Source organism: Anaerococcus sp. C0059F3, from assembly GCF_056590475.1.
The window spans coordinates 24995-38652 of sequence record NZ_JBWPWE010000007.1 but is presented as its reverse complement, the minus strand read 5'-3'; the positions used below and the strand labels follow the sequence as shown (position 1 = coordinate 38652).

Here is a 13658-nt window from a genome sequence, read left to right as displayed (position 1 = left end):
TTTATAAAACCAATATGGTATGGGCATCGAAGTTTATCTCAAAATCATAAATCATTTTACAAAAAAAACCACAAAAAAGGGACCAAAATCAGTCCCTTGTTTTCTTGAATTTTTTCCTTACCCTATAGAGGATAAAAAGAATTATTAAAATTATTAATATAAATGGCCAGTAGAGGAAAAATCCTACTATGATTTGGGAGAAAAATTCCTTTAATATGCCCAAAGATTCACCCATAGCTTCCTTAATTCTTTCTCCTAGGTCTGGATTATTTGCCCTTCGGTCGTAGGAATATACTTGGTTTAGGGAAATATTGTAGGTGTCATAGGTCACCCTGTCCTTTAGGTCGGCCTTGGCTTTTTTTATGGCATCAATATCACCCTGGGTCTCAATAATTTTGGCATTGATGACTAGGGTGTCTTCAATATTTGTGGTTTGATCAAGGAGTTCGTTGAATTTATCAAGCTGTTTTTCCTTGATATCTAGTTCCTTATCCACATCTCTGAAGGCAGTCCTTAAATTGTTTGAATTTTTATTGATATTCATAGTCTTGCCTATACCAGCAAGGACTTGGTCGAATTTATCTACCTTATCTCTTGGGATTTTTATGGTAAATTCTGTAGTCTTTAGGTCCCTACTTCCATCATAAGAATTATAATATGTGGATTCATTTTCTATTAGACCCTCAAGGTCTTTAGCAGATTTCTTGATAGCCTCAAAGTCCTTATCATAGTTTGTTGTTTCAAGGTCTAAATAGACAAATCTCTCTATATAAGAATCTGAATCTTCTATTTCGTTTGGGCTTTCTCCTTCGGACACAGACTCGTCTTTGGTCAATTCAGCTTCAGATGAGGCTTGATTTTGACCATCGCTCGCATAGTCACGGGCTTCCTTAGCTTCTTCTTTGACATGATTTCCAGCCCCACAAGAAGCTAGGGCAAAGATGCTTAGTAGAATTAATAAAAATTTCTTTTTCATAAGGCCCTCCTCTTTTCTTTTATTATATCACCATGGCAAACGATTGCAAGGAGGGGAAATCCTAATTAACTAGCCCGTATAAAACTGAATCTATAGCCTTTTGTGGGATACCAATATCTTCTATCACACATTTTCTCTTGTAGGCTTCTCTTTCATAGAGACCTGTTTTCATAAGCTGCATGGTGACAATGAGGTCAGCATCCACAACTTCTCCCAAATCCTGGCCTGTTGATGCATCAAGGCCTGAAGGAATATCTATTGAAATTTTATATTTCATAACATTATTTATGATAGAAATTACTGTGGCGTAGATGCCTGTAACTGGCCTATTTAGTCCTGTGCCGAAAATGGCATCAACAATCAGGTTGACATTGGAAAGTCTTTTTTCCATGTTTTCCAAGTCTTCGATTGATTCTACATAATAAATTTCTTCGCAAAGCATCTCGCAGGATTCTAGGTTTAGCTTAAATTCAGGGCTAGCCTTTTCGACATCGCCTATAATAAAAATTTCCACATCCTTGTATCTGGCAAGTAGATTTCTTGCGAGTGCTAGGCCGTCTGCACCATTGTTGCCAACACCTACAACCACACCAAAGTAGCCAAATTTATTGAGATTTATATGTTTAAGCACAGCCATGCTAGCTCTTTCAACAAGGCTTAAAGCTGGCACTTTCAAGACTTCTATGGCGTAGCGGTCGATAGCTTGCATTTGAACTCTGTCAACTAAAATCATAATCTGTCCCCTTTAATCTTAGATCTTCACCAAATATTTCATAGGTCTTAGAATTATTACCCAAAATCCTGGAAAATACCCTCGGTCCGTAGATTTCTCCTATCAAATCTTCATCTAGGTTGGAAGATAGAATAATAGGTAAACCCTTGTTCATCCTCTCATTTACAACATCAAAGAGGTTTGATTGGTCGGTTGACCTGTGGGTTTCGGCCCCAAGATCATCTATAATTAGCAAATCACAATCAAAAATCATCTCATACTGGCTTTCAAGGTTAGCACGTCTATCCTCAAAGGCCCAATGGTAGTCATTTAGGAACTTAAAAAGCTTGGTTGAAGTCATATAAACAACCGAATAATTCCTGTCTAAAAGTTCCTTAGCAATTGAATTTATAAGGAAGGTCTTTCCCCTGCCGACTTCTCCTTGAATGTATATATTGCCGCTTTGTCTATCAAAATTATTTATATATTCCTTTATTTCTCTAACAATTTTCACAATATTTTCGTATGGACTTACAGATATGCCCATGTAAGGATTTTTGGAAAATAAATTGTAATTAAAAGTTGAGAAATTTTCTCTGTTTATGACGGCCCTTAGTCCTGACTTTTCGTAATTATCTTGAATAATTAAATTTAGCCTACATGAACATGGCTCTGTACCAACAAAACCAGTGTCCTTGCAAAGGTCGTGGTGGTATTTTAGGTCCATGTAATTTGTCTCATAGCCATTGGCCAAAAGAAGTTTATCCTTTTCTTTTTTTAGGGTTTTTATTTTCTCCTCAGCTGGCCTTGTGTCCATATCCTGGGTGGCAAGCTCTAAACTTTTAAAACCAGTTTCCTTTATGAGCTGGTCAATTGCCTTGATTTGAGGGATTTTTTTGTAAATTTCTTCTATGCGTTCTTCTTGCAAGACCTTATTTATCCTGCGTCTTTCAGCTAGGATTAGGGATGCTTTTTCATTGGCTTTCATACTATTTCTCCGTCTTGTTTAATCTCTCAAGTCTCTTTAGTCTAGCTTTTTCGGCTATGGACATACCATCATTTGGTTTTGCTGGATCAGATTTTCTCCTGTACGTCCTGACTCCAGTCGCTTTTTTAAGCTTGTCCCTTTCTTCCTTCATCCTGAGCTCATTTAGGCTATTTATGCCCATATCTCGCCAAGATTTAAGGTAGCCCATGACGTATTTTACATCCACATTTCCAGATTCTTTAGCCTGTCTAAAGGCTTCTGTGACAAGCTCTGGTTCCTGGTCATATTCACCGAGGGTTTCGTGGATTCTTGTAATATCTGCCGGAGTTAATTTCCTAGCGATTATTCTTTCGACATTTTCAAACATCATTGACTTTCTTTGGGCCTTATCGAAATTAATTTCATTTGATGGAGTATCATCGCTTTCGCCAAAATACATCTGTCTTAGGGATACAATTTCTATATAGGTCCCCCCATCAGAATTCTTTTTTTCCCTAAAAATCCCCATATTTATCCAAAATTTAACAGCCTCTTCAAATCGTTGGTCATCAAAATTTAGCTGACGTTTAATCTTTCCCTCATCTACGAATTTGTTATTGTAAATTTCCTTATAGATTAGTAGATAAACCTTGATAGCATCACCATCAGCCATCTGAAGATAGGTATTTAAAAACATATTTTCAAATGGAGTTGTACCCATATCTAATTTTAATTCCTGCATTTCAAAGTTCATTATAATCATCCTTACTTAATTTCATATTAATAATTTTCGAATAAACTAGGCCGTGGGAAAGTTCAAAATTTTCTCCATCGACTTCTACATCCTGGTTTTCAAAAACTTCCCTTGTATAGGAAGTAATTTTAAAACCGCATTTTTTGTATAGATTTAGCGCCCTTTCATTAAAAGTATTGACATCAAGAGTCAAAGTCCTATAGGACATTTCCACAAAAAACACCCTCATTATAGCCATCACAGCTTCGTAGCCATAGCCAGCCGATACAAAATTAGGATCAAAAACTATACCCAGCTTGGCCCTTCTTAGGAGGGGATTGATATTTTTAAGTCCAATAAAACCTATAAAACGATCGTCAGTGACTCTTCTTACTGCAAAATATTTTTTATTTGGCATGGAAATAGACCCTTGCCAGAGTTTGATTTCAAAATCTGTGAGGTTGCCATAGTTATAGCCAACAAGCTTTGGGTCGTCAAAAATAGCCCAGTCTTGAAGTTCAAAGGCGGCTTTGACGTCTATTTTATCTAAATATATCCTAGACATTTTCATCCCTTAGGGATAGGTCTGTAAAGGTTGTGCATTGTTTATTGAAAAATAAGTCTACAGTACCAGTTGCACCATTCCTGTGCTTGGCAAAGATGACCTTTGCCTGGTTTGGTTCGACTTCTTCATCGTAATAATCTTCCCTATATAAGAGCATAACCACGTCTGCGTCCTGCTCGATAGCACCTGACTCTCTAAGGTCAGAAAGGATTGGCCTGTGGTCGGCCCTCTTGTCAGCCTCTCTTGATAATTGGGCAAGGGAAAGAATCGGACAATTTAATTCCTTTGATAGGGATTTTAGGCCTCTAGAAATAGAGGCAATTTCATTTTGCCTATTTTCCTGCCTGCCATCTGCCTGCATCAACTGCAAATAGTCGATTACAACTAGGTCTAGGCCTTTTTCTGCCTTAAGCCTTTTTAATTTAGACTTCATTTCTGATAATCTAATTCCTGGTGTTTCGTCAACATAAAGATCAGTTTTGACAATTTTTTTAGTTGCATCTATCAAAAGTGTCCAATCGTCATCTCTGATTGATCCATTTATGATAGATTCAAGGCTTACCAAACTAACCATTGACAAAAGTCTTTGGTTTAATTGGTAAATTGACATCTCAAGGGAGAAAAAAGCAACTGACTTGCCATTTTTCGCTGCATTCCAAGCCATAGTCAGTCCTAGGGCGGTCTTACCCATGGCAGGTCTTGCTGCAAGAAGGATTAGCTGGGAGTTTTGCAATCCTGAGAGCTTGTTGTCAACTACATCAAGGCCTGTTGCAACTCCAGTGATTTTCCCATCTGCTAAGGTTAGCTCGTTTATCTGCCTTAGGGTGTCATCCATTGTGTCAGCGACCCTTACAAGGCCTTGGTTGTGGCTATCTTGGGATATTTCAAATATTCTATTTTCTGCGATCGCAAGGATGTCAGTAACGTCGTCAGTTTGCTTGTATGACGAATCGATTATATCCTCACTAGCCCCTATCAGACTCCTTAGTAGCGACTTTTCCTTGACTGTCTTACAATAAGTTTCAATATTTGGAGTATAAAATGAGGAGAGGGTAATCTCAGTGATAAACTCCTCCCCTCCAACTTCTTGTAATATATTTTCACTCGATAGCTGGCTTACAAGCGATACATAGTCTACTTTGATGTCTTTTTCAAACATCCCTACTATGGACTTGTAAATCCTCTGTGTTCTCGAGTCATAAAAGTCTACAGGTTTTATAATTTGATTTGCACTATCAAAGGTCTCATTTTTTGCTAAAATACAACCTATGATAGCCTGTTCTGATAAGAAGTCATAAGGTAGTGGCCTTAGGCCATCTGTCATTATTCTACCTCAGCAACTACGATAACTTTAAGGTCTGCGTTAACTCCTTCATATAGTCTAGCGTTGATTACAAATTCACCGACTCCGTCGATTTTTTCAACTTCTTCGATTCTCTTTCTGTCAAGTTCGATACCTTGTCCTGCTAGAGCTTCAGCGATGTCTTTGTTTGTTACAGAACCAAATAGTTTGCCGTCTTCGCCTACTCTTACCTTTTGTTCTACGCTAAGAGCTTCGATTTTTTCCTTAAGAGCTTCAGCTGCTTTTCTGTTTTCAGCTTCTTCTTTCTTAAGTTCTTCTCTCATTTTTTCTAGTTCTTCCATGTTTTCTTTTGTTGCCTTTACAGCAAGTCCTTGTGGATCAAGATAGTTTCTAAAATATCCTGGTTTTACATCTACAAGGTCTCCCTTAACTCCAACTCTTACAATATTATCTGTTAGTATTACTTTCATTTTCTTCTTCCTCTCTTATATATTCAATAATAGCTTTTCTTAACATTTTTTCGGCATTTTCCATGCTCATATCTAATTGGGTGGCTGCGGCTGTTAAGTGTCCGCCACCTCCAATGCGCTCTAGTATTAATTGTACCGATATATCGCCTAAGCTTCTACCTGAGATATGAATTTTATTATTAGCCCTAGTTAGGACAAAGCTTGCGAGAACTCCCTTTATATTTAAAAGGTCATCTGCAGCCTGGCTTGCAATCAGGGTTGATCCATCAATTTCCCTATTAAAATGGGCTACGGCAATGAAATCATTGACCATAAATGAATCTGCTATTACCTCTGATTTATATTTTACAATCTCAAAGTCATCCTTAAACATCCTCTTGATGTAGACTGAATCGGCTCCCCATCTCTTAAGGACGGAGGCTGCTTCAAAAGTCCTGACTCCAGTTTGGTAGACAAAATTTTTGGTATCAACTGTTATACCCGCCAAGAGCGATTCTGCAACAGGAGTTCTTGCCTTAAAGTTTTCATCCAAATAGGATAAAATCTCTGTCACAAGTTCTGATGCAGACGAAGCGTATGGCTCGATATAGGAGATGGTGGCCTTTTTGATGTAGTCCTTGCCCCTCCTATGGTGGTCGATTATAAAGATATTATCCGTCCTATCAAGTAAGGCCGGTCCTTCAGTTGAATTTTTCCTGTGGTTATCTGTGACGATTACCAAAGACTGTGGACTAATTCTAGCAAGGGCCTCTTCTTCGGTTAGGATATTATCAGTTAATTCTTCTAATTCTTCAGTAACCCTAGCATACATATTTTCAATAGGCTTGGTCACTTCATTTAGGATAATGTAAGCTTGTTTACCCATTGATTTTGCGCCTTCGTATATACCTAGGGCAGATCCAAAGGAATCCATATCTGGGTTGTTGTGGCCCATGACATATATATCTGGGCTTGTTTGCATCATTCTCTTTAGGGCTTGGGAAATTACCCTAGACCTTACCTTAGAAGTTTTTTCTATGGCCTTGGTCTTGCCGCCAAAGTATTCGTAATTATCTTCAAGTTTGATGACAGTTTGGTCTCCTCCACGTGAAAGGGCAATGTTAATCGCATCTCTTGAATCAGAATATATTTCAGAAGGGTTTGCCCCAGCTATACCAACACCTATGGATAGGGTTGGTGGAAGGGCATTTCCCTTATCAATATCCCTTACCTTATCAAGGATAGAAAACTTATCTTCGTGGATATTTTTATAATCTTGGTATTCACTTAAGATCATAAATCTGTCATTTTCGTATTTTCTTATTAAGCAATTGTATTTTTTGAAATACTCATTTATCACCCTGTCGATTTCACCTAAAACTTGTGGTCTTACATCAGAGGCGGATGAATTTCTAATATCTTCATAGTTGTCTATAAAGACAGAATAAAATACCAATCTCTTGTCCTTGAATAGTTTTTTGATTGATTCGTCATAGGTATTATCTATCCCATACAAGAAGGTCTGGCCCTTTGAATGGTCATCAGCAAAAATAGTTGAGTAATAAAACTGTATTACCTTATCGGAAATATTTACATTTTTTGATGTCCTTATCTCTTCATTATCAAATTCAATCTCTGATAAATCTGGAATAAGATGGTCAATTTCTTCTCCGATTAGGGTCCTATTGGGAAAAAGCTCCCTAAAAAATGAGTTGTGCCACTTTATCTTCCTGTCATCTTCAACTATAGCTATAGGAAATGGCATTTCAAAAACTACATTTTTTGTAATGGAGTCAAAAGAATATGAAACATCATCCACATACTTCTGAAGCTCCTTGGCCTTGGTCGTATTTATGCTTTTCAAAAATAAGAATAATATTATTGATATAGCAATACCAACAGCACCCAAGGTTGGATTGTAGTAGAAAACTACAAGTGAAGCAAGTAAGGGAAAGGCCATAATTAAAACAATATTAGCAGTGCTAATAAATTTTTCGTCATTCTTCATTTTTCCTCCTTGCTCTAAAATCTATAAATATGTCTGCAATCCCTATTATAAGTAAAGGGATTATAAAAACTTGTATTAATATCAGCATAAAAAACCACTGAAAGCCCCTGCTTAAAGGTAACTTTGAATTTTTTAGTATATAGTCAAAAAGACTCGCTCCATTTATGGCAAAAAACATCAAAGCTAATAGGATTAAATTGCCCAAAAGGTAAAGATCTTTGATGGCAAAAAATTTCCCTAAAAAGTAAATAGCGACTTCAATTATAAACAAAATCACCAAATCTTTTGGATTCATCCTTAACTCATCTAGATTTTTTACGTCTGTAAAACCCTCATCTTTTATTGACAAATAATTTCTAATAATCTTAACCGATAAAATTGCATAAAACATTGATACCCATGCAAGAATTGCAGGATATAGGCTAGTTGTTAGCCTATAAATATCAAAATCTAACCTATAAGCATAAAGATCTTCAAAATTTTCCTTTAAATTTATAGCTAATTTATCGATAGAAAGTCCCTTTTCTAGCATCTGGTACTTATACAAGAAAATAAAAATCAGGCTAGTTACGACAAAGGTTCCTATAATCTGGACTCTGGCAGTAAATTTAAGGCCAATAAGAACTATTAGACTTAGACTAATAAGTAGCAAGGCAATAAGGCTCATAGATAGAGCATCCTTGTCTACAAAAATCAGGCCTAAAAGATATGTGCCAAAAGCTCCTAGTAAAAAGCTTAAAATTCCTTCATTAAAGTAAAAAATAGTAAATAGTATTGGAACCATACCAATAAATACCAAGCTCTTTTCTGAAAAAAATAAGCAAAGTAAAGTCAAAGCTATGACAAAAATAGGCTCCATAATCCTATTTGTATTTTTTGTTAAAGTCATATAATCTCCATATAAAAATCGAATAATTTTTATCTATATTATTCTACTTTAAAAAGGAATTTTAACAATATCCGCAAATCAAAAGAGTCCTTCATTCCCTAAAACTGTGGGTTTTCTTATCCAATAGCTTTCTTGAATCAAAAAGCCTTATTGTAGCCTTAGATACATAGTAGGCTATAAAATATAAAATTATCGATACAAGTAAGACCACTATTGCATTTCCCATTATAAAGCTTGAATTTTCAATGAACAATGAAATCATCACGTAAGATGTCCATATAGAATAAAAGCTATGAAAGGCTAGGGTTTTGTAGATTGACTTGTAGTCACTATAGGATCTGATAAGGATTAATGTTGTTATGTCAGTTAAAACTCCAGCAAGGCCCACAGCTAAGGCTCCAAAAAGAGCAGTCGGTGTTGCAGGATCTCTTGCAACTTGGACTAGGGTGAACATCTGTGGGTCCCTGATTACAAAACTGTAATTTTCCCAAGTTATAGGCTCTCCCGGATGGTTAAGGCCCATATCAACCCTCAAGCCATCATAAAATAAGGCATAAAGAGTTACAGGATGGTTCAAAAATGGGGATTTTGTCCTAGGTTTCATCATAGATTTTTCATCAAAGTCTGGATAAAAATCTACAAATTGGAGGGCTATTTTTTTACCATCTGCCACAAAAAAGTCGCCCTTATACATAATTTTATCTTCGACTAATTTTTTATCCTTAAATAAAAGTGCATCAAAGGCCCAGCCTGTTGAGTTTTGATAGACATTGAAGTCCTTGAACCTAAAAGGCTTATTTACCATAGTTATGCCCTTATCAACAACTTTATCATCCTTATCAAGGATAGATAGGCTAGTGATATATTGGTCAACTGTGTAGTCTTCCCTAAACATCACGTCATATTGGTCGACCTTGATTTTATAATCAGAATTTTCAAGATTCATAACTGTGCCGGGCACGCCGTGGACAAATTCCTCAAAGCCTTGGTATCTGCCATAGGCAAAAGCTAGGATAATTATAATTAGAGAAAGGTGGGTAAGCCATGAGCCTAGATAACCAATCTTACCATCAAAGGCATAGTAGACTTCCTTGCCATCAACTTCTGTTTTTTTATAAGACCTAATATTAAGTTTTTTAAATATAGCAAGCTCATCGTCCTTGACCTTGGTCCAAGACTTGTAATTTTTTAGCTTTGGCTCTATAGCTGGGTCCTTGAAAGACTTTTCAAAAATCACCCTAAAGCGGTTTATGCTGCATAAAAATAAATTTATCAAGAGTAAAACTGTAATTAAGATATACCACCAGGCTGAATATACCTTGTCAAAGTCGCAAGCAAGGATGATTTTAGCCCAAAAATCGCTGTAGGATTCTTGGTAAAAGGCGGCTTGGTTTCCCTGAGGAATCACAGTTCCTATTATCGATAAAAGCGCAATTATAACCAGGAGGATAATCCCAGTTTTCATTGAGTAAAAACTTTTAAATATTTTATTATTTTTCATAATCTCCCTTAAAAGCAAAAGGACTCCGGCGGAGTCCATCTTAGCTTTTTATTCATACTTCTTTAAGATTTCTAGGCCTTGTTTTACCAATTCTTCGGCTTCGTCTAGGTTTTGGTGGGCTTTCTTTGAATTGTGGAAGCCTTCACCATTTTCTACCCAAACAAAGTCCCATTTGAATTGTGCATGTCTGTGAATTTTTTGAAGCTCAGCCTTATCTTCATCTGATAAGTCGCCTGCCTTAACATGTTTAGCTAAAAGGTCTATAAATGCCTTAAGTTCGTCACTTACTTCGTTTGTTCTGTCATATACACCTTGTTGAACTTCTTCAACCCAAGCAATCATTTCATCTTCGCTCTTTCCTGCGTGGCAAGATAGGCAAGAATTTTTGATGCCTTCTTTTGACTTAAGTGGGCTTGTCCAGTGGTGAGATTTAAATTTCTCGCCCTTTTCATTTTCAACTACTGGCATATGGCAGTCTATACAAGAAAGTCCTGCAGAATCGTGAACTGAACCCATCATGGTTTCAAACTCAGGGTGTTGGGCCTTAAGGAGCTTAGCACCTGTTTGAGGGTGTTCCCAATCAGCAAATTCAATTTCATCATAATATTTTAACATATCGTCAGTTTCAAAACCGTATTTATATGGTAAAATTACTTCCTTGGTCTCTGGATCTAGGTAATATTCAACGTGGCATTGGGCACAAGCTAGGCTATCTACCTTGGCATTGTTAGCATTTACATTGCCCGCATCGATTTGTTTTCTAAAGTGGTCTCTTGTTACTTGAACAGTGCCGATATCATTCATATGGCAATCGTAACATGAAATTGTGTCCATACCTTGATGGTCAGCAACAAATTGGTCAAAGTCCATGGAATTTACATCCACCCCATCCTTTTCAAGGGCAGCTACAAAGTCAGCTGTCTTACAAGCAAGACAAGATGCGCCTGGCTTTGGTCTTTCTGTATTAATAACATCTTCAAGAGCATAAACGTGGCCCCTAGCCCTGTCATATTGTTTGGCAAAGCCGTAACCTTCGTAATAAGTCCTTAAGTTTGGATGAGCTTCGAGGTAGTCAACTTGGACTGACCCACCAAATTTTGTTTCGCTCATATCTTCATTTGCTTTATATGTCGCATAAATATCTGGGTATGTATCTTTATATTCTTCTGCAGATTTGATTTCAGAATCATTGCTGCAGGAGCTTAGAGATATGGCCAAAACAAAGGCTGATAAGACACTTATAATCTTCTTATTCATCTTCTCCTCCTAAAATTTATGTTCATGGGCAAAAATCCCATATTCTTCTTACTTACTGTTATAAACTATTATCTACAAATTATCAAGCAAAGCTTTTCCTTACAAGCCTCTCCTACTTATCATTAGGGCCTATATCTGGTATAATTAGTGTAAGAAAAGGCGAGGAAGATATGGATATTTTAAAAAATTCAGATATGTCAATCATTTCAGACCCTCATGTTTTGGATGAGTCCTTGATTGCTGATACTGAAAGTCTGAGAAAAGAATTAAAAGTCGAAAGAAAATTAGTTGTTGAAAGTGAGTCTCTTTTTAGGAAGGCTCTTGATCTTGTGGATGAGGCTGGATCAAAGTATCTAATTATTTCAGGCGATATTAGCAAGGAAGGCGAACTTGTTAGTCACAAAAAGTCTGCTTCTCTTTTAAAAATTTGGCAAGAAAAAGATCCTGATAGAAAAATTTTTATAATTCCAGGCAATCACGACATAAATTCTAAGCGTGCCTATGATTATAAAAATGACACCAAAACTCCTGCCACTAGCCCTAAGGAATTTTACGAAACTTACGATTTTATTTATAAAGACCCATCAATCCTTGAATTTTACAAGGATTCTGATATTTTTAAGACCTATCTTGAAAGGGTCAACGAAAAATATAAGAGGGACGAAAAATATTCCTATTATGCCAATGGCTATTTGACTTATGTAGCAAGGATAAAAAAAGATTATAAATACACTAATGGTCTTACAATAATTATGATTGATTCTTCAATCTATGCCGCAGATATGGAACAAGGCCACAGGGATGGAGTTAATAACGTAATCGGCTCAGTTTCTACAGAACAATTAAGGTGGATAGCAGATAAGATTGACGAGGCCAAGGCCAGAAATGATATGGTAATAGCTGTCGGTCACCACGCCTTTATCCCAAATTTTAGAAACCAAGAGCTAGTATTTTCGCCTTTTATAATCAAAGAATACAAGACTAGGATTAAAGATCCTGATCAAAGACTAAATAATAAAACACCTATAGAAGTCCTTGCTGACAATGGGGTTAAGTTTATCTTCACTGGCCACCTCCACGAAAATGGAACAGCCAAATTCGTCTCTGAAGAGGGAAATGAAATCTACGACATCCAGACAGGTTCAACCATTACCTATCCCCTTCCAATCAGACATTTAAAAATAGAAAACAAGTCGGGAACCATAAGCGGTTTTGAAGTTGAAATAAAAACCCAACTGATAAGTGAATTTACCTACACAGATGAAAATAAAAATACCATCCACATTGAAGATGCTTCCTTGCATACCTTGGAAAATCAACTTTCTCTTAAGGAAGTAATTTCAAACTATATAAGGATTCAGGCTAATAATCCTAAGCTTGAAAATTTGGATGTGAAAACAGAACTTATTAATCAAATCAACGCCAACACCAAGTTTAATCTACCTTACAATACTTACATGGACCAGGTCGTCTTTCCAATGATAAAAGACAAATTTCCAATGATTAAGCCTATGATTGGAAATATTAACCTAATAGAAGAAAATGAGTCCTATCATATCCTGGTTAAGGCTATTGGCAATAGGATAATAATCAAATCTAAGGATATAGAAGAAGCCTTGGATGTGATTTTTAAACAGGTTGAAAGGAACATTATATATCCACCCCTAATCATTTATTTTATAGAAAAAATTTTAAATAAGATATTTAAGATGCCTATTGATGTTGAGGGCCATACTTTCTATGACTTTGCAAACTTTATTTACCAATACAGGTCAAATGATATAGAAAGACCAAAATATGTTACAGATATGATTGATAAGCTCAATGACAAATCTTATGACATAATAAATTCAACCTTGGACTACGCAACAGATGAGATAAATGAAGCCTTTGATTATGTAACTAGCAATATTAAATTCATTAAATACGGGTCTAAAAAAAGATTTTTTGATGACTTAATTAAGACTAGCGGGTTTACTTCAAACCTCGCCTACAAGTATATCAGGCTTCGAGTCGACACACTAAGAGATCTTTTAAATTTCTTTTCTAGATTTATTACAAGAAAGTCTCATATAAGTGGTGTTGACCTTGCTAAAAAAATCGCCCATTCGAGATCAATTAGAAAGTTTAAGATGAATATGTCAGATAAGATGTTTGGCCAAAAATCTTTGAGGAAATTTATCATAGACATGATTGGGGAAATGAACGAAGATATGGCAAAAATTTACCAAAATGATACTGATAATGATATAGATTTTTACTTCAACTATATAGAATTTCACGATAGTGACAATTAAA

At 36.2% G+C, this 13658-nt stretch carries 12 protein-coding genes; 1 reads left to right on the top strand and 11 read right to left on the bottom strand.

Annotation, left to right across the window (positions count from 1 at the left end; all coding sequences use genetic code 11):
- Positions 1 to 88 precede the first annotated feature (88 nt).
- The 11 genes from AC1EJ5_RS05785 to AC1EJ5_RS05735 form a co-directional block, all read right to left on the bottom strand.
- Positions 89 to 976, bottom strand: a complete 888-nt coding sequence (locus tag AC1EJ5_RS05785) for a DUF4349 domain-containing protein (protein WP_479815121.1) — start codon at positions 974 to 976, stop codon at positions 89 to 91.
- 61 nt (positions 977 to 1037) lie between these two features.
- Positions 1038 to 1709 (bottom strand): NAD(P)H-hydrate epimerase, encoded by a 672-nt coding sequence (locus tag AC1EJ5_RS05780; protein ID WP_348937711.1) that lies wholly within the window; start codon positions 1707 to 1709, stop codon positions 1038 to 1040.
- The gene (locus AC1EJ5_RS05775) at positions 1696 to 2676 is read right to left on the bottom strand and encodes an ATP-binding protein (RefSeq protein WP_479815119.1); all 981 of its coding nucleotides are present in this window, start codon (positions 2674 to 2676) and stop codon (positions 1696 to 1698) included. The genes AC1EJ5_RS05780 and AC1EJ5_RS05775 overlap by 14 nt, the downstream gene beginning before the upstream one ends.
- Before the next feature lies 1 nt (position 2677).
- The gene (locus tag AC1EJ5_RS05770) at positions 2678 to 3418 is read right to left on the bottom strand and encodes a DnaD domain-containing protein (protein WP_479815117.1); all 741 of its coding nucleotides are present in this window, start codon (positions 3416 to 3418) and stop codon (positions 2678 to 2680) included.
- Positions 3399 to 3953 (bottom strand): GNAT family N-acetyltransferase, encoded by a 555-nt coding sequence (locus tag AC1EJ5_RS05765; RefSeq protein WP_308748877.1) that lies wholly within the window; start codon positions 3951 to 3953, stop codon positions 3399 to 3401. The genes AC1EJ5_RS05770 and AC1EJ5_RS05765 overlap by 20 nt, the downstream gene beginning before the upstream one ends.
- Positions 3946 to 5277: a replicative DNA helicase gene (gene dnaB / locus AC1EJ5_RS05760; protein ID WP_223417648.1), complete on the bottom strand. Its 1332-nt coding sequence runs from the start codon at positions 5275 to 5277 to the stop codon at positions 3946 to 3948. The genes AC1EJ5_RS05765 and dnaB overlap by 8 nt, the downstream gene beginning before the upstream one ends.
- Positions 5277 to 5726, bottom strand: a complete 450-nt coding sequence (gene rplI, locus AC1EJ5_RS05755; protein ID WP_223417650.1) for a 50S ribosomal protein L9 — start codon at positions 5724 to 5726, stop codon at positions 5277 to 5279. Before rplI ends, dnaB begins: the two co-directional genes overlap by 1 nt.
- Complete coding sequence (locus AC1EJ5_RS05750; protein WP_223417652.1) at positions 5704 to 7713, bottom strand: DHH family phosphoesterase; 2010 nt, start codon at positions 7711 to 7713, stop codon at positions 5704 to 5706. The genes rplI and AC1EJ5_RS05750 overlap by 23 nt, the downstream gene beginning before the upstream one ends.
- Positions 7703 to 8602: a YybS family protein gene (locus AC1EJ5_RS05745; protein ID WP_479815114.1), complete on the bottom strand. Its 900-nt coding sequence runs from the start codon at positions 8600 to 8602 to the stop codon at positions 7703 to 7705. Before AC1EJ5_RS05745 ends, AC1EJ5_RS05750 begins: the two co-directional genes overlap by 11 nt.
- A gap of 91 nt (positions 8603 to 8693) precedes the next feature.
- Entirely contained in the window at positions 8694 to 10103 is a 1410-nt protein-coding gene (locus tag AC1EJ5_RS05740; protein WP_479815112.1) for a cytochrome c biogenesis ResB family protein, read from the bottom strand.
- 48 nt (positions 10104 to 10151) lie between these two features.
- Positions 10152 to 11360 (bottom strand): ammonia-forming cytochrome c nitrite reductase subunit c552, encoded by a 1209-nt coding sequence (locus AC1EJ5_RS05735; protein WP_479815110.1) that lies wholly within the window; start codon positions 11358 to 11360, stop codon positions 10152 to 10154.
- Positions 11361 to 11530: 170 nt separating this feature from the next.
- Between AC1EJ5_RS05735 and AC1EJ5_RS05730 the strand changes: the two genes are divergently transcribed.
- The gene (locus tag AC1EJ5_RS05730) at positions 11531 to 13657 is read left to right on the top strand and encodes a metallophosphoesterase family protein (RefSeq protein WP_479815108.1); all 2127 of its coding nucleotides are present in this window, start codon (positions 11531 to 11533) and stop codon (positions 13655 to 13657) included.
- The last annotated feature ends 1 nt before the right edge of the window (position 13658 follow it).

Coding starts and splice junctions, on each gene's coding strand:
- AC1EJ5_RS05785 (WP_479815121.1), bottom strand. CDS start 976: ATGAAAAAGAAATTTTTATTAATTCTACTAAGCATCTTTGCCCTAGCT.
- AC1EJ5_RS05780 (WP_348937711.1), bottom strand. CDS start 1,709: ATGATTTTAGTTGACAGAGTTCAAATGCAAGCTATCGACCGCTACGCC.
- AC1EJ5_RS05775 (WP_479815119.1), bottom strand. CDS start 2,676: ATGAAAGCCAATGAAAAAGCATCCCTAATCCTAGCTGAAAGACGCAGG.
- AC1EJ5_RS05770 (WP_479815117.1), bottom strand. CDS start 3,418: ATGATTATAATGAACTTTGAAATGCAGGAATTAAAATTAGATATGGGT.
- AC1EJ5_RS05765 (WP_308748877.1), bottom strand. CDS start 3,953: ATGTCTAGGATATATTTAGATAAAATAGACGTCAAAGCCGCCTTTGAA.
- dnaB (WP_223417648.1), bottom strand. CDS start 5,277: ATGACAGATGGCCTAAGGCCACTACCTTATGACTTCTTATCAGAACAG.
- rplI (WP_223417650.1), bottom strand. CDS start 5,726: ATGAAAGTAATACTAACAGATAATATTGTAAGAGTTGGAGTTAAGGGA.
- AC1EJ5_RS05750 (WP_223417652.1), bottom strand. CDS start 7,713: ATGAAGAATGACGAAAAATTTATTAGCACTGCTAATATTGTTTTAATT.
- AC1EJ5_RS05745 (WP_479815114.1), bottom strand. CDS start 8,602: ATGACTTTAACAAAAAATACAAATAGGATTATGGAGCCTATTTTTGTC.
- AC1EJ5_RS05740 (WP_479815112.1), bottom strand. CDS start 10,103: ATGAAAAATAATAAAATATTTAAAAGTTTTTACTCAATGAAAACTGGG.
- AC1EJ5_RS05735 (WP_479815110.1), bottom strand. CDS start 11,360: ATGAATAAGAAGATTATAAGTGTCTTATCAGCCTTTGTTTTGGCCATA.
- AC1EJ5_RS05730 (WP_479815108.1), top strand. CDS start 11,531: ATGGATATTTTAAAAAATTCAGATATGTCAATCATTTCAGACCCTCAT.